Genomic DNA, 16,982 nt, shown 5'->3' with positions numbered 1-16,982 from the left:
TTTCATTTTTTTGATATTTACATACTGTTAAATTAACCTTTTAATGAGCCAATCATAACACCTTGAACGAAGTATTTTTGTATAAATGGATATACCATCATTATAGGTATTGATGCAAGTATGACACTGGCTGACTTTAAAGTAGCAGCTATCTGTACTAACTCACTTTCATCTGTAGTACCGTTAACTGCTGTTTGTTGTGCACCTGCTAATATATTTCTAAGGTAAAGTGCAACTGGAAATTTTGAGCTGTCATCAAGGTATATAAATGGTCCAAACCAGTTGTTCCATACACCTACTGCATAGAAAAGTGCCATAACGTACATTATAGGCTTTGACAACGGAAGGATTATCTTAAGCAATATCCCATATGTGCTCATTCCATCCACTTCCGCAGCTTCCTCTAATTCCGCTGGTATGCCTTCAAAGAAAGTCTTCATGACCATTACGTTAAATGTGCTGACTGCGCCTGGAAGCACAACACCCCATATTGTATTTCTCATTCCCAATGCATTAACTAATAGGTACGTAGGTATCAAACCGCCGCTAAAAAACATGGTAAATACTACAAAACCAAGTATTATTCCTCTTCCTTTAAGACGCTTTTTTGAAAGAGGATATGCTAAAAGCGTCGATAAAAACAATGAAACAAGTGTACCAACTATTGTATATATAATCGTGTTTTTATAGCTGGTCCAGAATTCTTTCTCTGCCAAAAGAACTTGATAAGTTTTAAACGTAAGACCTTTAGGATATAATGATACCAAGCCTGCATAAACATATTTTTCGCCACTTAGAGATAAACTTACTAGGTACCAAAATGGATAAAGCGTCACTAAAATTACAATTATCATTATTATTGTGTTTACTACTTTAAATATCTTATATTGCTTTGATTCTTTCATATATCATCACTTCCTTTACCATAGACTTGACTCTGTAAATTTTTTTGACAAGTAGTTTGCAGTGTAAACTAGTGTAAGACCTATTATCGCTTCAAACATGCCTACTGCAGCCGCATAGCTGAAGTTATTTGATACAAGTCCCATTCTATATACATATGTCGATATTACATCTGCCGTAGAGTACGTAAGTGGGTTATACAATAACAGTATCTTTTCAAATCCTACTGCTAAAAGTCCGCCAATATTTAGTATCAAGAGTATCATAATCGTTGGCAATATGCCTGGAATAGTTACATATATCGTCTGCTGCCATCTGCTAGCTCCATCGATAATAGCTGCTTCATATAATTCTGGGTTGATATTTGTCAGGGCCGCAAGGTAAAGTATTGCGCCCCATCCCATGCCTTGCCATATACCTGAAACTATATAAATCGTCCTAAACCATTGCGGTTCTGCTAAAAAGTTTATAGTATGACCAGTGTAGTGCTTCAAAATCATATTTATAACACCTGATGATGGATCAAGTATCTGCATTATCATATCTGCAACAACAACTGTAGAAATGAAGTATGGTAAATACGATACTGTCTGTGTAAACCTCTTAAACCATGTGCTTTTAATCTCATTTAAAAGCAGTGCAAAAATTATTGGAAATGGAAAGCTTATTACCAGATACTCGACGCTTAAAATTATCGTATTTCTAAAAACGTGCCAGAATGTTGGATCGTGTATAAACATGTTAAAGTATCTAAGTCCAACCCATTCTGTGCCATACACAGGACCACCAGGCACAAATCTTCTAAAAGCTATAATATTTCCATACATAGGTATATATCTAAAGATGATATAGTACGCTATAGGAAGTATAAGAAGGCTATACAGCTGCCAGTCTTTTTTTATAGCTTTTAACGTGTTTTTGAAATTGCTGTTTTTCTTCATTTTGGTCTTTTTATTACTTTCGTCTTTATTCATTAAAACCGAATCCATCTGCTTATCCCCTTTCTCTAATGTTTGACTAAGCAAACATCTTAATACAAATAAAATATTATGCGATTTGTAATAGTTGGCAACGATTTCTATATAGTCACAACTTCAATAGTATGACAATCACATTACTAAATACAAATTGCCTCAAGACATCTTTTGAATTGCCTCCCAAAGTCCATTTAAATACGCTACGCCTAAAGCTCTGTCGTAAAGTCCATATCCTGGTCTTGCTTTTTCACCCCATATCATCCTGCCATGGTCCGGCCTTATATATCCTTCAAACCCTATATCATAGTAAGCTTTCATTATCTCAAACATATCAAATGACCCTTCACTTGATAGATGTGATGTCTCATAAAACTTACCATCACCTGTAAATTTTATATTCCTTACATGTCCAAAGTGAATTCTGCTCATCTTTCCAAAATACCTTACAAGCTCTGGTATATCGTTTTCAGGATTTGAGCCTAGTGAACCGCTACAAAGTGTCAATCCATTATACGGGCTATCTACAAGGTTTACAATCCTTTCAAGGTTCTCCTTGCATGTTACTATCCTTGGCAATCCAAATAATGACCATGGCGGATCATCTGGGTGAATCGCCATCTTTACATCGTATTCTTCACATGTAGGTATGACATTTTCCAAAAAGTACTTAAGATTATCAAATAATTTTTCCTCATCTACATCCTTATACATATCAAACAGCATTCTTAATTCTTTTAGGCGATCAAGCTCCCACCCAGGAAGTATAAAGCCATTAGAGCCTTTGTCCATATCTTCTATCAGTTTTAATGGATCAATTCCTCTAATCTTGTCTTCATCGTAAGACATGACATATGATCCATCAGGCAATTTTTCATTTAAATTCGTTCTTATCCAGTCAAATACAGGCATGAAGTTGTAGCACACAACTTTAACACCGGCTTTGCCCAAATTTTTGATGGTCTCCTTGTAGTTTTCAATGTATCTATCTCTCGTTGGAAGTCCAAGCTTAATATCTTCGTGAACATTTACACTTTCTATAACCTCCAACTCTAGACCATATGATTCAACTTTTTTCTTCAAATCAAGAATTTTTTCAATCGGCCATACTTCTCCTACCGGCACATCGTATAAAGCCCCTACAATTCCTGAAACACCTGGTATTTGGCGAATTTGATTAAGTGTTACACTGTCATCTTTTTCGCCAAACCATCTAAAAGTCATTTTCATATATCTTACTCCCTTATTGTAGATTTTTAGTGCAACATTTTTTATTGTTTAAAATACTCTGGGTACTTTTCTTTAAGCAGTATCACATCTCTATCTATCATCGTTAAGTGATCGCTGATTATTTTTAGTCCTCTTTCCTCATCCTTGTCTTTTATTGATTTGATAAGCTGCTTGTGATCATCAATTATTGCATTCCAATCAGTATCAGATGACAACCTTAAAGTCCTTATTCTGTCATAATCACCACTTATAAATCTTATTGCTGACCAAATCCTGCCCATCTTGCAACCTTTGTAAATAAGTTCATGCATCTCATTGTCAAGGTCGAATATTGTAATATAGTTCTTTTTCATTATGCAGAATTCTTGTTGATTAATATTTGCTTCAAGCTGAAACAATATCTCGTCCGGGAAATCCTTGCAAGCCTGCCTTATAATCTCCTTTTCAAGATTTACCCTCATGAATTTAGCTTCTTGAGCACGCTTTATATCTATCAAAGAAACAAACGTGCCTTTTTGTGGGTAAATTTCAATCAGTTCTTCATTTGCCAGCCTCGTAAATGCTTCTCTAATAGGCGTCCTGCTGGTTTCAAATGCATTAGCTATATCATTCTCTGATATAACATCTCCAGGCTTTAGATTGATGTCGATTATGTTCTTTCTAATCATTCTGTAGATGTAATCTTTTTTTGACTCATACGTATTGTTTTCCAAAAGCTCTAATCCCATCGCTTCACATCCCCTATTTTAATACTTGTATTCTTGTATACTAGCATATTAATATTCATATTCTTATATATTCGACATCATTTTTAAAATTCCTTCTTTTTTTATTTAATTTTTCTTCTGTTTAAAAAATTCATAGGGGACATAAAGCGTAATGAGTCAAGTAAAAATCATTTTAGTTTTAAACTTGTATACTAGTATATTAATATGTTGCTCTTATATTATAATATATTCTACGCAAATTTCAAAAATCCTTCTTGTTTTAAAAAAATTTTTTCTGGAAAAATAAAACAGAATTAAGGTTAAAAAATAAGGCACAAGAGAGTTTTCACTTGTGTCTTGATGGTTAAACTAAAATGTAAAAACAGATCTTAAATCAATGATAAGATCTTCAAAAATTGAAACTTTAATTTTATCTTCATCAGAATATATCCCAGGCCTTCCATACCTTTTATCGTCATCTAACGTAAAAACAGTTACGATCTTATTATCCGGTTCTACTATCCAGTATTCTTTTACGCCTACCTTCTCATATAGATTAAATTTTTCAATCTTATCATTTCTGGCTGTAGAAGGTGAAACAATCTCTACAACTAAGTCCGGTGCACCTTTGCACCCTTCATCATCTAATTTCGACTTATCACATACTACTACAATATCAGGTTCTACAACTGTTTCTATGTCCTCGTCCTTCTCGTTTCCTTTAGGGAGTCTCACTCCGAATGGAGCACTATAAACTTTGCAGGATTTATCTTTCAGATACACAGAAAAAATAGTTAATATCTCTCGTAAGATCTCTTGATGTATTCTTGAAGGCGGAGCCATGAGAAATGGATTCCCATTTATTAACTCCCAGCGTCCATCATCTTTCCATTCCTTATAATCTCTGTACGTATACGTCTTATTTTCATCAGGTAAAGCCATAATTTTTTCCCTCCATCCTTTATAAAACTTAGAAACATCATATTTTATTTCATAGTTTTAAGTTGTTACAAATTGGTACATTTGCATCAGCTTTTTATTACATTATTGCTTATTATATTCAAGTAAATACATAAGGAAAAAAGGCTGTGACATTTTACATAATGTAAAAAAGACAGCCTCCATTGAAATATCAATATATGTATAAAAGTCTATTTGTTTTTTTCAATCATTTCTTCTACTTCTTTTGCTCCTTCTTCATACAATTTTTCTTCATCTGGAGATAATTCTTTCAAAAGCCTTAAAAATTCTCCGGCATGCACTCTTTCTTCGTCTGCAATATCTACTAAAACATCTTTTGCTAATTTGTTATCTGTTGACTCTGCTAGCTGCATGTATAACTGAATCGCCTCATACTCTGCTGCCACCATAAAACGTATAGCTCTTATAAGCTCCTCATGTGTAATCTTGTTTTTATTTGCAAGTCCAGCAAATGGAGTACCAAAATCAGGCATACTGTAACCCCCTTTTTATTATTATTTGTTATTATTTGATTGTAAGTTCATTATATCACAAAATTAGGAATTTACCAAATTACCATATTTTATTTATAGACCTTTTTCGACTTATCCAAAACCTCAAGCAAAATAAGGGCTATGATGCTTCCTGTCACTGTATTTATTAAAAATGGAGTTACAAAGAAAAATGCTCCCACATCTTTACCAATGATGTATTTGGCTATTGGAAATGCCACAAGACCTCCTATTATCCCTGTACCAAAAACCTCCCCTAATGCAGCTAAAATCTTTTTCCCTGTCAATTTATATAAAATTCCTGCCAATAAAGCGCCAATCATGCTGCCCGGAAAAGCCAATAGCGTTCCAGTGCCCATTATGTTTCTAATTATCGATATTGAAAATGCGATTAGCACTGCATATCCAGGACCAAGTGTTACTGCAGATATGACATTAATTATATGCTGTATAGGCGTTGTTTTTGAAACACCTACAGGAAAGAATACAAAATTTGCAAAAACTACACCGATAGCAATGAGCATGGCTGAATATGTAATCTTTTTTATATTCATCTACAATCCTCTCCATTTTTTAAAAATCTTATTTTAACAAGCTTACATCTTCTCCAGTAATAATATTGTTCATGTTTCTTACAGCGCACATATTCCCGCACATTGTACATGTTTCACTGTCATGTGGCTGTGATTCACTTCTATACCTTTTTGCCTTTTCAGGATCTATAGCTAATCTAAACATTTCATCCCAATCAAGCTTTTTTCTTGCATATGACATGTCATTATCCCATTTTTCTGCATTACGTATACCTTTTGCCAGATCTGCTGCATGGGCAGCTATTTTAGAAGCAATGATGCCTTCTTTCATATCTTCAATAGTTGGAAGCCTCAAATGTTCTGCAGGCGTAACATAACACAGGAAATCTGCCCCACTTGCTGCTGCGATCGCACCACCAATTGCACTAGTAATATGATCATACCCTGGAGCAATATCTGTTACAATTGGACCCAATACATAAAACGGTGCACCATGGCATAGCTTTTTCTCCAACAAAACATTTGCTTCGATTTCATTTAGCCTCATATGACCCGGTCCCTCAATAATCACTTGAACATTCTTTTCATAAGCTCTTTTTGCAAGTTCGCCCAGCGTTATAAGCTCTTTTATTTGGCATGCATCTGTGGAATCACTTATACATCCTGGTCTCAATGCATCGCCAAGGCTTATTGTTACATCGTACTCAGCACATATGTCAAGAATATCATCAAAATACTCATAAAAAGGATTTTCCTTATCATTTAATTCCATCCATGTATATAATAAAGAACCTCCGCGAGAAACGATATTAAGAAGTCTTTTGTTCCGTTTAAAAATTTTCGCTGTTTCTCTATTGATGCCTGCATGGATAGTCATAAAATCAACGCCGTCTTGTGCATGCCTTTCAACGATTTTTATAAATTCTGAAGGAGTAATGTCTTTTAAATCTTTGTCGTAATATCCTACAGCATCATATACTGGAACAGTACCTATCATGGCTGTAGAGATATCTATCAATCTGTTTCTAAATTCAAAAGTTTTACCATATGAACTTAAATCCATAATTGACTCTGCCTTCATTTCTATTGCTTTTTTTGCCTTTTCTAATTCTGCATCTACATTGTTGCAGTCCCTTGATACACCTAGGTTTACATTTATTTTTGTTCTAAGGCCTGCCCCTACACCTTCTGGACTAAGTGCTTCATGGTTTTTATTCGTAGGTATAACTACTTCACCAGAAGCTACCTTACTCAGCAATAAATCCACTTCAATATCTTCTTTAGCTGCCACAACATTCATCTCTTCTGTAATAATTCCTTTTTTGGCTGCGTCTAATTGTGTAGTGTAGTTCATTTTACTCATCCTTTCATAAATTATTTTTTTGATACTTGTAAAATGAAGGGGAAAAAGAAAGTAATATTTAATGTCAGAATAATAAAAAAGCCTTACCGCATGGTAAAGCTTTATAATAACAGACATTTGCTTCCCTACGGTAGTATTAACTACATCAGGTTCTAAGGGTCAGGTTTTACCTTCTCAACCAAAATGGTTCCCCCGCAAACTAATTTCACAAGTATTAAATTTAATCTAATTATACTTTAAAACTCTAAAATTGTAAAGGCAATCGGGATTAAAAATCTAATTATTTAATATCACAAACAGGTTTTACATTTATATTTGACCTGTATTCAGTTTCTGCCCAAAATATTCTATCTGCAACCATAGCTTCAGGGTTTAATTCTACACCCTTTAATATAAGCTCTTTAAATTTATTGTATCCAGCTCTGTCTATCAAGTGACCTCCATGGAGATATACTGGTTTATGATTCAATACTTCTGCTGAGAAATCTTGCCAATTTTTAAGTATGCCCAGCACTACATCTTCTGTTACCCAATTCAAGAAAATCTTTCCCATGCGAGGTGTCTGTTTTCCGGTTCTACCACCAATGAGGACTCTGTAGAATTTCTTGGGATTTCTAGACCAAGCACCTGTAGGACATACAAGTGCACACTCACCACAGCCAACGCAACAGCATGAATCTTTCTCGATTTTTCCATTTACCATGTATAAAACACCTGTAGCATGTTGTTTACAAGCCTCGATACATTTCTTGCATCCTATACAACGATCATAATCATATTCTGTTTTAGTGATGCCTATAATTCCAAAATCGTTGAAATGAGCCTTTGCACAATCATTAGGACATCCGGCTATGCTGACTTTTATATGATAATCACTTGGAAAGACGATTTTTTCAATTTTCCTTGCAAGTGATGTTGTGTCGATATTTGCCTTTATGCAGTGTTTATTTCCTATGCAAGCCATGATGTTTCTAGAACCTATCGTTGGATATCCATTGTCATCTACTTCCATGTCAACACCACAAAGCTCTACTTCTATCTCTTTAATGAACGTCTTTATATACTTATTGACTTCATCGATATTTTCGTACTTTATTCCCGGAATTGATAAAGTTTGTCTAACGCCAAGATGAAATTGTCCATTCCCCCATGTTTTTGCAATATGCTCTACATATGACAGATATTTAGCATCCATTACACCGCCTGGAACGCGCATCTGCAGCATGAATTCACCGCGGACTTTCGATTGCCTGTAACAATTTCTGCGGACTTTTTTTACATCTATATCATAGTTCATTACATACACCTCCACATTTAATCAAGTAAATCCTTTGCTTTTGTGTAATTAAACACAGGACCTTCGAGGCAAACATACGTCTCGTTTATCTTGCAGTGACCGCATTTTCCAACTCCGCAAGACATCTTTCTCTCAAAGGAAACCCAAATTTTATCTTCTGGTACCCCATTTTTCAATAATTCTAATGCTGTAAAATGCATCATCACTGGCGGACCAACGACAATGACATTGTAATCATCAAAGCTATCAAATGGTATTTTACTTATATGCTCTGTCACCAAGCCAACTTCAAATCCATCAACTTTTTTCTTATCAAGAGTATATATGGTGTTAAATTTTGTCTTAAAATTATTTAAATCTTCTTTAAACAAGACGCTGTTTTCATCTTTAAAGCCTGCTATAAAGTGTAGTGATTTTATTTCTTCCGAATTATCATAAAAATACTTAAGTAAGCTTCTCACAGGTGATACACCTGTACCACCAGCTATAACAACTAGGTCTTTTCCTTTATATTTGTCAACTGGGAATGAATTACCATAAGGTCCTCTCATGAATATCTTATCGCCAGGAGATAAGTTAAATATCTCATTTGTTACTTTTCCAACTTTTCTTATAGTAAATTCCATCCAATTGTCACCCATAGCGCTTATCGAGATAGGTGCTTCACCTATCTTTGGAATGGAAATTTGAAAGAACTGCCCATGCTCTGCCTTTACATCAACTTCAACTCTAAATGTGTATTCCAAATTCGTCTCATGAACTATTTCAAGTATCTTATATGGCTTAGGCATGAAAATATTATTCATTTATGCTGCCTCCTTTACCCGACTTCAACTTTTCAACTTCATCGTATAAGCGATTTATCGTTGTTGAAAAGGATATTAACTCTGGACATCTTTCATCACAGCGGCCACAACCGACACACATGTTTTCAGTTTTAAAGCGAGCTTTATAATCATATACTTTATGAAGTGTACGGAATCTCATCCTTTCACCGGCAGTTTTTCTAAATACATGGCCACCCGCCATCTCTGTAAAATCCTTGTGCATACAGCTTGCCTGCACTCTTCTTCTTTCGCCGACATTTGCATTTTCACTGTAAATTAAATCTACTGTATTAAAACAGCTACATGTTACGCAAGCAGCAGTACAAGCACCGCAGCTTATACAGCGGGAATTAAAGCTTTCCCACATGTCAAGATCATATACTTTTTTGAGTAGATCTGTGCTGTCTATTTCTGGAACATGGACAACCTTCGGATTTGATTTTACGAATTCAGGTTTAAAATCTATTTCTTCCTTATCTTTAAATATGTCAATAAATTCATCATCTTTAACTTCAACCATTACATTATCATTATTAAATCTTATCGCGAGACTATAGTTATCTGTTTTATTAGAGTTCATGGAAACACAGAAGCAGGTATCCCAACCATCTTTACATTCCATCAAAACGAATTTTACTTTTTCACGGAGCCTCTTGTAATAAATATCTTCTGTACCTCCGTTTTGGAGGAAAATCGTATCAAGTCTTCTTATGCCATTTATATCACAAGCTCTTACAAATAATAGTATTTTTTTATCAAATACCTTGCTTTCTCTGTACTCATCCTCTGTAAAATAAAACAAAGCTTGTGTTATTGGATATATAACTTCTTTTGGTGAAAAATCGGATTTTTCATCGTATACAATATCCTTCAAAGATTTTATCTCATCATATCTTATAAGATCTGTGTCAGAATACCGGCCACGCTTTTCAAAACGTTTCGGTGCATAAATTTTATAATCTTTCTTCAGTAGATTTAAAATATTGTCAAAATCTTTATTCTCAATTAGATATCCCAAGTTCTCTCCTCCTTTGAAAATTGAAAATTATTTAACATATTTTGATATAATTATAACATCAAATATTTAACGAGTATAATAATAAAAATTTATAGAAACCATAACAGGAACTTATATGTCGGATATCTCTTTAGTTGTTTCAAAGCTTACATAAGCTGAAATTTTCACCGTACTTGCATTCATAAAAGAATAGTAGTATTATTATGTTGTACCCCGTCATAGAGGGTGGTATATATTATTTCATTTTTAGGAGTGATAGTATGGCTATAGGTGTTAAATTAGTTAGCAATGAAGAGGCAGGTCCAGAAGTAAAGCAATTATTTGAGCAAATAGAAAAGCAGATGGGATTTATTCCTCCAACAATGCGTGCAATGGCAAATAAGCCAGAATATCTTAAACTCTTTCTTGAAAAATCACGTGTTGTAATGGGATCTGGCAAGATAGACGAAAAAACAAAACTTTTTGTAGCTTTAACTGTGTCAATTTTAAACAATTGTGAAATGTGCATTACTACATACACCAACAAATTAAAGGAAGCGGGCGTAACTGATGAAGAAATAGTTGAGCTTTTATCAGTTATCGATCTAGTCGGTGGTTTAAACCACTTCAACAATGGACTTATGATAAAACCATCTGAAAAATAAAGCACACTTTCACTAAAAAAGGCTTTCCTTCTCCTATGAGAAAAGGAAAGCCTTTTACACAATATTACGGTCTGTAAAATATAACCTTAAATAATTCTGCTTCTTTATCTTCAATAAATTCAGGTTCTTTGATACCTGCTTTCTTGCATTCCGCTATCATTCTTCTTATGCCAGAGCCAATTCCTCTGTACGGAATTTTCTCTCTAATGTGCTTTCGATATCACAAATTAGCAATATTCTTTAAATACATATACAATAATGCAGGTGCTTCTCGTAAAAAGCCGTACACTTCTTCATAAAAATACCTTTTTACAAATACTCCTGAATAGCTTGCATTTATGCCTGCTTCTTTCGCTATTATGCTTGCCCTTTTCAGGTGAAATTTGTTTGATACAATTATTGCTGTCTTTAGCGATTTTTCATTCATAATTTTCTTAGAATTTTCAAGGTTTTGCAACGTTGAATACGACTTGTCGTCTTTTAATATAGTATTATCAGGTATACCATTTTTCAAAAGATACTCATTCCCTGCTTCTGCCTCAGATATATCCTCACCAGGTCCTTTACCGCCAGATACAATAATGTACTTACCAAGTCCCTCTTTATAAAGTTTTATAGCTTCATTTAACCTTTCCTTAAAAAAAGGACTCGGATTTTTCCCGTAAACTGCACATCCGAGGACAATAATAGCATCAGATTTTACCGGTTTTGCATTATATGCAAATGTAATCACCTGTAACTCTGCAATAATATTTAAAAGCACGACAAAAATTATTAGCAATGCAGTAATTTTTATAAGAAGTTTCATCATAACCCCCAAAATTTCTTTTAATTTTAATAGAATACTATATTGAATTTAAATATCCCTAAAAAAGTGGCTCTTGGAACAATCTTTTGTATTAAAAATATATTTTCATTTACTTAACGTGTTTCGCCTTAATTTCCTGTAGCGCCAAAATGGCTGCTCCCAAAGCTCCTACCATCTGTGGCTCCGCAGGAATATGTACTTTGTCCCCTATTCGCTGCTCTATTGCCTCTACCACACCTCTATTTTTTGCCACTCCACCTGTCATCATATAGGCACCCTTCCGGCCCAGCCTATCAAGCAAGCCAATTGTTTTGCTGGCCACTGAATTGTGCAATCCCTTTATTATATCTGCCCTTTTTTTATTTTGTGCAATAAGGGATATAACCTCCGACTCTGCAAAAACCGTGCATATGCTTGTAATATTTATGTCTTCCGTCGCCTTTTCAGCTTCTTCTCCCATCTTTTCCAGTGGAATTTCAAGGGCCTTTGCCATAACTTCCAAAAATCGTCCCGTACCTGCCGAACACCTATCATTCATTACAAAATCCACCACATTGCCATCTTCATCCAATCTTATTACCTTACTATCCTGCCCGCCTATATCAATGATAGTCCTTATATTGCTATTTAAGAAATAGGCCCCTTTGCCGTGGCAAGTTATCTCTGTTACCTGTTTATTGGCAAAAGGGATATTAATGCGCCCATATCCAGTAGATACGATGAATGAAACATCTTGTGGAGTAATTCCAGCTCTTTTAAGAGATTGTGAAAAGGCCTTGTTGGCACTATCCACTATAGATGCACCAGTTGGTACAATGCTATATGACAGTATATTACAGTCTTCATCCAGTATAACAACGTCGGTTGACAAAGACCCGCTGTCTATGCCGGCAACTATAGTTTTCCTAGTTCCATGTGAAGGTCTCTCTACTTTATTATTGCTACCCTTCAATGATTCCACAAAGGCACCAATCCTTGTTATAAGTTGTCCTTCACTGCCCTGGGTAAAATCGGTCTCTATCTTTAAGATGGGAAAACGACAATTATCCTTTATATACGAATACTCATATGAATAGAATTCACAAAATTTTATAGTATGATACACAATTCCATTAACGTTTGCCATTATATCCTTCAACATATCACGTCTTCTATCAATATCTGCCATGCGCATACATGGTATAGAGCGGATAAGGCTTCCAGCATACCACTCTATTATGTCCTGCTCACCTGCTGAGAAATCAGGAAGCGGCTTAAAATTTAATAAATTCCCAGTACATGTATAATTTAACACCTCATCTGCCCCTGCCTTTTTAAGCAAATCAATAAGAGATGAATTGCATCTGGCTCCCATTATAGCCAGCCTTATACCATCGTTTCCCTTGGGCATATTAAATTGCCCGGCATTTTCCTGCTCTGTCGATATATACCTTATAAAATCCTGAGCATTGAATTTTTTCCCATAGAAATCTGTAAATGTCTGTACAAGTTTTTTTATTTCGGAGGCATACATGGCCACTGACTGGTCTCCGCTTTTCCTCGGTAAGTCCAACATATATATCATTTTGCCTTTTTCTGCGTTTTTTAGGACATCATACAACCGCCTTACGCTGTCACAGCAGTTTACAAGGATTATGCCATCATATCCCCCCTTAAATACTTCTGTCAGCACTCCCTTTACGTATGTACACACATTGGGATGCATATGGGCTTCGGCTATACCATTATCAATATATGATGGCTCAATGCGCACGCATTCAATACTCATGCTCTCCAAAAGCTTTACAGGTGTATATTTACATATGTATCCTATGATCATAAGCATCTCCCTTACTTATCTAACATCTCCAAAAAAGCTTCCAGCCTTGTATTTATCTGTCCTTCATGATGGTTGCGCCGATCCGCTCCATCGCCATCCAAAGCAAGAAAAGGTATGCCCCTTTCATCCAGTGCCTTTTTAAGCAGCATCATTCCTCCTACAGACTGCTTACATCCCCACTGACAAAAATGTATTATACCGTCAGGTTGCAGCCTGTCAACTATGCTCATTATGCTGTCCACTTTCCTTTGATAAGGCCCATTGTTATTATTAAGAAGCATTTTTCTGGCCAATGTCCTGTACGGGTTTTCATAATCCATCTCCTCTAAATAATCAAAATTCAAGTCAAGTCCCAAAATTTCATACCTATGGCTGTAATTAAAATAACGTTTTAATGCATTTGGATAAAAAGGCACGATGTGTACCCAAAATACCCTCTTTGCTCTGCTGTGGGGAAAGCTATCCAGCTCATTTGTCAACATCTCATAAAAATTCAATGTTGGTTGAGTCCCCATAAATGTATGATTGATAAACAACATATACATCTCTAACGTCAAGGTGGTAGGATGGCATTTATACCTCAAAGCATCAATATATCTATTCATATGTGCGTGAATCTTATTTTCCCTTTTTATTACATCCTTCAGTTTATCCTCATCCATCTTTTTACCAGTTGCCTCTTCCAGCATCTTCACCATTTCCCTAAGCTGTTTTTCCAAATAGCTAATACTCTGTTGGCTATATTCAAGCGGCACATCTATGGAATACATGGGTATATGGTGATACCATGAAAGATATCTGAATGTGCTTATATTGGCATCGCACAGCATTGATGATGTAATCATAAACTTAGGTTTAGGTAAAAGACCGGTTAAAGCAGCTCCTATAAACCCCTTATGATAGCTACAAAGGGTATCAGATATCCCGGACCGTTGGGCATAGTCTACATATACATCTTCACAGTGAAAACCAACAAGGAAAGAAGAAAAAGCCTCTATACACAATGGGTATATGTCCATAGCATGAAGTATTTCGGTGGGAGCAAACAAATTGACCCATGCTGACTGATCTCTATATATCAATGGATTTAATATAAACTCCACACCTATCTTATTTAGGTAGTTAAACGACCTTGGCACTTGCTTGTCTCTAAATAGAGAAAAGTAGGCATGCTCTGCCTTCAAACCCAATATAATAAGCTTTCTGACCATCTCTGGGTCATCCACATTCTTCTTTATCCATCTTGCATATGTATCTACTAAATCCATTTGACGACACCCCTATATACCTTCAATTAATTTTCAATAAACTAATTATCATAAAATGTACGTACTTATTCCTTCTTCTATTACCTTCTTTCATGTTTTTAACTCTTCTATTATTTTTTTGTAAAGTTTGACATCATGCTCTCAGCATCCATACTTCATATATTATTTATTGCGGATTTTAAAAGCCTGTGTAACTTCTGAAAAAACTTTAATGAGTGCCAAAACCTTTAAAAGCCTTTCTTTAATTACTAAGAGGAGAACATCGTCTTTATAATATTAATCTATTAATATTATAACCCAACCCTCCGGCTTCACCAATTTTTTCTCATGCCTCGCTTCTCAAAAATAAAATTAGATAAGATAATGGATAATATCCTGTTAAAATGTTTAAATAATTATTTATAAAGTTTAAATCTTCAATTCCATTCTTCTATTTCTTGTCGTCATACCTAAACTTTCGTAAAACTTTATCGCATCGCTGTTGAATTCCCATACAGTTAATTCAAGAGCATCTGCACCTGATTTTTTTGCATAATCAACAATATGCTTAAATAGCATTCTCCCCACGCCTTTTCTTCTATGAGTGGAACTAACACATAAATCATCTATATAGACAAATTTTCTCTCTTTAAGAATTGGAATATTTCTCGCAATCATTATTTCTATAATGCTGTAAGCGATTATTTCATTATTACTATTTTCAGCCACAAAAACTTTCGTTTTATCATCATTTAATATCTCCTTAAATCTTTCTTCCGTAAAAGGATTCTCTACATCCGCATACACATCCGGCCTATTTCTCACATGTAAACTATGTACTTCTTTTACAAGAGTACTTATAGATTCATAATCATTCAATTCTGCTTCTCTTATTTTTATATTCACTAGATTTCTCACCACTTTTATTCGGTATTGTCAAAATATTCCCAAATATCAAACTATAACCAAGTCCCTTATCTACTACCTATTTTTTATTTACTTCATTATCCTTTTTCTGCTGTATTAATTTAAAAATATTTATTATAGGCAATTTTACTGGCGGATTTATTCCAGAAAGAGATGTAACAGTTAAAATATATGCCCGTGATAACATCGATAGCTCATCACTCAAAACAGGCCTTAGATTTTATTTATTCTTCTGATGCTCATAACAATATACTTTACCTCCAAATCTCTGTGGATTTGAAAGACAATATTGTTTTACTTTTTCTGTCACACGCTTTCCACATATAGCACAAACATTATTATCATCCATATCTGCTAATTGCTCTTCAGATACTACAATTTCATTTATTTCATCATTTAATCCAGTATCTTTTTTTATTGATAACAATGCATTTACTAATTTATCTCTATCCCATAATTTTACTCCATTTGCCTTTGCTAATTCTATTGCTGGCTTCGTAAAATAGCTATTTGTGACAACCATAGCTTCAGTGCAGTGATACTTTGCTTTAGACGCAACTACTTCTTGGATTGCCTTTATGTTTACTTTTCCGCTATATCGCTTTGCTTGTATAACAGTTCTTATACCATCTTTAGAGACAATAAGATCTGCTCCATAATCACCAATATATGCAGTTCTTTCTACTCTATAGCCTAGATTTCTAAATAAAGATTGTAAATATTTTTCAAAAGTCAATCCATCCATTTGATCTATTTCTTTAATACCTGATTTTGAAAGCCTACGCAATTCCCATAAATGAAAAAGAATTTTTATAAGTACTGTAGCGAAAATTAAGAACCATAAAGGCCAAAGTATTTTTACTCCCATTAAAATTCCTTTCAAAAATGAAGAAGTTATTATAGAAGATACATCATTAGAAGACATTTTAATTTGCACCCCTATCTTATTTGAATATCATAGTTCACAACAATATATTTTTTTAAATAAATTTAAAACCTGTTTCCTCATCATATAATTTAGATACATCTTTTGTGAAATCTATCTCTTTACGGCCTGTTCTATGATATTGATAAATGGAATAGTAGTTATTATTCATGGAATATATATTTCTCATGTACATTTCTAAGTTAATCAAACGTATCATTTTCAAAACCTCTTTCATGGCTAGTATCTCGTCCGTTTTCTCCGTTTTCACCATAAAAAAAGTTTTTG

At 34.5% G+C, this 16,982-nt stretch carries 20 protein-coding genes and 1 riboswitch; of the genes, 1 reads left to right on the top strand and 19 read right to left on the bottom strand.

Annotation, left to right across the window (positions count from 1 at the left end):
• Positions 1–32: 32 nt before the first annotated feature.
• From J2Z80_RS11810 to asrA, 11 genes are all read right to left on the bottom strand, one after another.
• The gene (locus tag J2Z80_RS11810; RefSeq protein ID WP_209454568.1) at positions 33–905 is read right to left on the bottom strand and encodes a carbohydrate ABC transporter permease; all 873 of its coding nucleotides are present in this window, start codon (positions 903–905) and stop codon (positions 33–35) included.
• Positions 906–920: 15 nt separating this feature from the next.
• Positions 921–1,892, bottom strand: coding sequence for an ABC transporter permease (locus J2Z80_RS11805; protein ID WP_209454567.1), 972 nt, complete (start codon positions 1,890–1,892; stop codon positions 921–923).
• A 144-nt stretch (positions 1,893–2,036) separates the two neighbouring features.
• Positions 2,037–3,107: a mannonate dehydratase gene (uxuA, locus tag J2Z80_RS11800; protein ID WP_209454566.1), complete on the bottom strand. Its 1,071-nt coding sequence runs from the start codon at positions 3,105–3,107 to the stop codon at positions 2,037–2,039.
• A 41-nt stretch (positions 3,108–3,148) separates the two neighbouring features.
• Entirely contained in the window at positions 3,149–3,835 is a 687-nt protein-coding gene (locus J2Z80_RS11795; RefSeq protein ID WP_245301302.1) for a GntR family transcriptional regulator, read from the bottom strand.
• A 348-nt stretch (positions 3,836–4,183) separates the two neighbouring features.
• Positions 4,184–4,756: a Uma2 family endonuclease gene (locus J2Z80_RS11790; RefSeq protein WP_209454565.1), complete on the bottom strand. Its 573-nt coding sequence runs from the start codon at positions 4,754–4,756 to the stop codon at positions 4,184–4,186.
• A gap of 209 nt (positions 4,757–4,965) precedes the next feature.
• A complete protein-coding gene (locus J2Z80_RS11785; RefSeq protein WP_085113024.1) occupies positions 4,966–5,268 on the bottom strand; it encodes a ferritin family protein in 303 nt (100 codons plus the stop codon).
• Between the two features lie 89 nt (positions 5,269–5,357).
• Positions 5,358–5,840 carry an energy coupling factor transporter S component ThiW gene (gene thiW / locus J2Z80_RS11780; RefSeq protein ID WP_085113025.1) on the bottom strand — a complete coding sequence of 161 codons (483 nt, stop codon included), beginning with the start codon at positions 5,838–5,840 and terminating at the stop codon, positions 5,358–5,360.
• 28 nt (positions 5,841–5,868) lie between these two features.
• Positions 5,869–7,173, bottom strand: coding sequence for a phosphomethylpyrimidine synthase ThiC (gene thiC / locus J2Z80_RS11775; RefSeq protein WP_209454564.1), 1,305 nt, complete (start codon positions 7,171–7,173; stop codon positions 5,869–5,871).
• A gap of 113 nt (positions 7,174–7,286) precedes the next feature.
• Positions 7,287–7,386, bottom strand: a riboswitch (TPP riboswitch).
• 76 nt (positions 7,387–7,462) lie between these two features.
• Positions 7,463–8,479: a sulfite reductase subunit C gene (asrC, locus tag J2Z80_RS11770; protein ID WP_209454563.1), complete on the bottom strand. Its 1,017-nt coding sequence runs from the start codon at positions 8,477–8,479 to the stop codon at positions 7,463–7,465.
• A gap of 17 nt (positions 8,480–8,496) precedes the next feature.
• On the bottom strand, positions 8,497–9,285 hold the full coding sequence (gene asrB / locus J2Z80_RS11765) for an anaerobic sulfite reductase subunit AsrB (protein WP_209454562.1): 789 nt from the start codon (positions 9,283–9,285) through the stop codon (positions 8,497–8,499).
• Entirely contained in the window at positions 9,278–10,324 is a 1,047-nt protein-coding gene (asrA, locus tag J2Z80_RS11760) for an anaerobic sulfite reductase subunit AsrA (RefSeq protein ID WP_209454561.1), read from the bottom strand. Before asrA ends, asrB begins: the two co-directional genes overlap by 8 nt.
• 260 nt (positions 10,325–10,584) lie before the next feature.
• On the opposite strand from asrA, the gene J2Z80_RS11755 reads away from it, so the two are divergent.
• Positions 10,585–10,968, top strand: coding sequence for a carboxymuconolactone decarboxylase family protein (locus tag J2Z80_RS11755; RefSeq protein WP_209454560.1), 384 nt, complete (start codon positions 10,585–10,587; stop codon positions 10,966–10,968).
• A gap of 64 nt (positions 10,969–11,032) precedes the next feature.
• On the opposite strand, the gene J2Z80_RS15295 is transcribed toward J2Z80_RS11755, so the two are convergent.
• The 8 genes from J2Z80_RS15295 to J2Z80_RS11715 form a co-directional block, all read right to left on the bottom strand.
• Positions 11,033–11,137 carry a hypothetical protein gene (locus tag J2Z80_RS15295; RefSeq protein ID WP_349292605.1) on the bottom strand — a complete coding sequence of 35 codons (105 nt, stop codon included), beginning with the start codon at positions 11,135–11,137 and terminating at the stop codon, positions 11,033–11,035.
• 51 nt (positions 11,138–11,188) lie between these two features.
• Complete coding sequence (locus tag J2Z80_RS11745) at positions 11,189–11,776, bottom strand: YdcF family protein (RefSeq protein ID WP_209454559.1); 588 nt, start codon at positions 11,774–11,776, stop codon at positions 11,189–11,191.
• Between the two features lie 109 nt (positions 11,777–11,885).
• Positions 11,886–13,595 carry an acyl-CoA dehydratase activase gene (locus J2Z80_RS11740; protein WP_209454558.1) on the bottom strand — a complete coding sequence of 570 codons (1,710 nt, stop codon included), beginning with the start codon at positions 13,593–13,595 and terminating at the stop codon, positions 11,886–11,888.
• 11 nt (positions 13,596–13,606) lie between these two features.
• Positions 13,607–14,863, bottom strand: a complete 1,257-nt coding sequence (locus tag J2Z80_RS11735; RefSeq protein ID WP_209454557.1) for a 2-hydroxyacyl-CoA dehydratase subunit D — start codon at positions 14,861–14,863, stop codon at positions 13,607–13,609.
• 408 nt (positions 14,864–15,271) lie between these two features.
• Positions 15,272–15,748, bottom strand: a complete 477-nt coding sequence (locus J2Z80_RS11730) for a GNAT family N-acetyltransferase (RefSeq protein ID WP_209454556.1) — start codon at positions 15,746–15,748, stop codon at positions 15,272–15,274.
• 79 nt (positions 15,749–15,827) lie between these two features.
• Positions 15,828–15,956 carry a hypothetical protein gene (locus tag J2Z80_RS15220; RefSeq protein ID WP_280953196.1) on the bottom strand — a complete coding sequence of 43 codons (129 nt, stop codon included), beginning with the start codon at positions 15,954–15,956 and terminating at the stop codon, positions 15,828–15,830.
• A gap of 33 nt (positions 15,957–15,989) precedes the next feature.
• Positions 15,990–16,694 carry a restriction endonuclease gene (locus J2Z80_RS11720; RefSeq protein ID WP_209454555.1) on the bottom strand — a complete coding sequence of 235 codons (705 nt, stop codon included), beginning with the start codon at positions 16,692–16,694 and terminating at the stop codon, positions 15,990–15,992.
• Between the two features lie 55 nt (positions 16,695–16,749).
• The gene (locus tag J2Z80_RS11715) at positions 16,750–16,914 is read right to left on the bottom strand and encodes a hypothetical protein (protein ID WP_209454554.1); all 165 of its coding nucleotides are present in this window, start codon (positions 16,912–16,914) and stop codon (positions 16,750–16,752) included.
• Positions 16,915–16,982: the final 68 nt, after the last annotated feature.

It is taken from the genome of Thermoanaerobacterium butyriciformans (assembly GCF_017874545.1).
GTDB classification, from domain to species: Bacteria; Bacillota; Thermoanaerobacteria; order Thermoanaerobacterales; family Thermoanaerobacteraceae; genus Thermoanaerobacterium; species Thermoanaerobacterium butyriciformans.
Note: the sequence above shows the minus strand (reverse complement) of the source record. Positions and strands in the feature narration are given on the sequence as shown.

Bases quoted from the DNA above. Each gene is read 5' to 3' on its own strand.
- J2Z80_RS11810 (WP_209454568.1), bottom strand. From the start codon at position 905: ATGAAAGAATCAAAGCAATATAAGATATTTAAAGTAGTAAACACAATA.
- J2Z80_RS11805 (WP_209454567.1), bottom strand. From the start codon at position 1,892: ATGGATTCGGTTTTAATGAATAAAGACGAAAGTAATAAAAAGACCAAA.
- uxuA (WP_209454566.1), bottom strand. From the start codon at position 3,107: ATGAAAATGACTTTTAGATGGTTTGGCGAAAAAGATGACAGTGTAACA.
- J2Z80_RS11795 (WP_245301302.1), bottom strand. From the start codon at position 3,835: ATGGGATTAGAGCTTTTGGAAAACAATACGTATGAGTCAAAAAAAGAT.
- J2Z80_RS11790 (WP_209454565.1), bottom strand. From the start codon at position 4,756: ATGGCTTTACCTGATGAAAATAAGACGTATACGTACAGAGATTATAAG.
- J2Z80_RS11785 (WP_085113024.1), bottom strand. From the start codon at position 5,268: ATGCCTGATTTTGGTACTCCATTTGCTGGACTTGCAAATAAAAACAAG.
- thiW (WP_085113025.1), bottom strand. From the start codon at position 5,840: ATGAATATAAAAAAGATTACATATTCAGCCATGCTCATTGCTATCGGT.
- thiC (WP_209454564.1), bottom strand. From the start codon at position 7,173: ATGAACTACACTACACAATTAGACGCAGCCAAAAAAGGAATTATTACA.
- asrC (WP_209454563.1), bottom strand. From the start codon at position 8,479: ATGAACTATGATATAGATGTAAAAAAAGTCCGCAGAAATTGTTACAGG.
- asrB (WP_209454562.1), bottom strand. From the start codon at position 9,285: ATGAATAATATTTTCATGCCTAAGCCATATAAGATACTTGAAATAGTT.
- J2Z80_RS11755 (WP_209454560.1), top strand. From the start codon at position 10,585: ATGGCTATAGGTGTTAAATTAGTTAGCAATGAAGAGGCAGGTCCAGAA.
- J2Z80_RS11745 (WP_209454559.1), bottom strand. From the start codon at position 11,776: ATGAAACTTCTTATAAAAATTACTGCATTGCTAATAATTTTTGTCGTG.
- J2Z80_RS11740 (WP_209454558.1), bottom strand. From the start codon at position 13,595: ATGATCATAGGATACATATGTAAATATACACCTGTAAAGCTTTTGGAG.
- J2Z80_RS11735 (WP_209454557.1), bottom strand. From the start codon at position 14,863: ATGGATTTAGTAGATACATATGCAAGATGGATAAAGAAGAATGTGGAT.
- J2Z80_RS15220 (WP_280953196.1), bottom strand. From the start codon at position 15,956: ATGTTATCACGGGCATATATTTTAACTGTTACATCTCTTTCTGGAATA.
- J2Z80_RS11720 (WP_209454555.1), bottom strand. From the start codon at position 16,694: ATGTCTTCTAATGATGTATCTTCTATAATAACTTCTTCATTTTTGAAA.
- J2Z80_RS11715 (WP_209454554.1), bottom strand. From the start codon at position 16,914: ATGATACGTTTGATTAACTTAGAAATGTACATGAGAAATATATATTCC.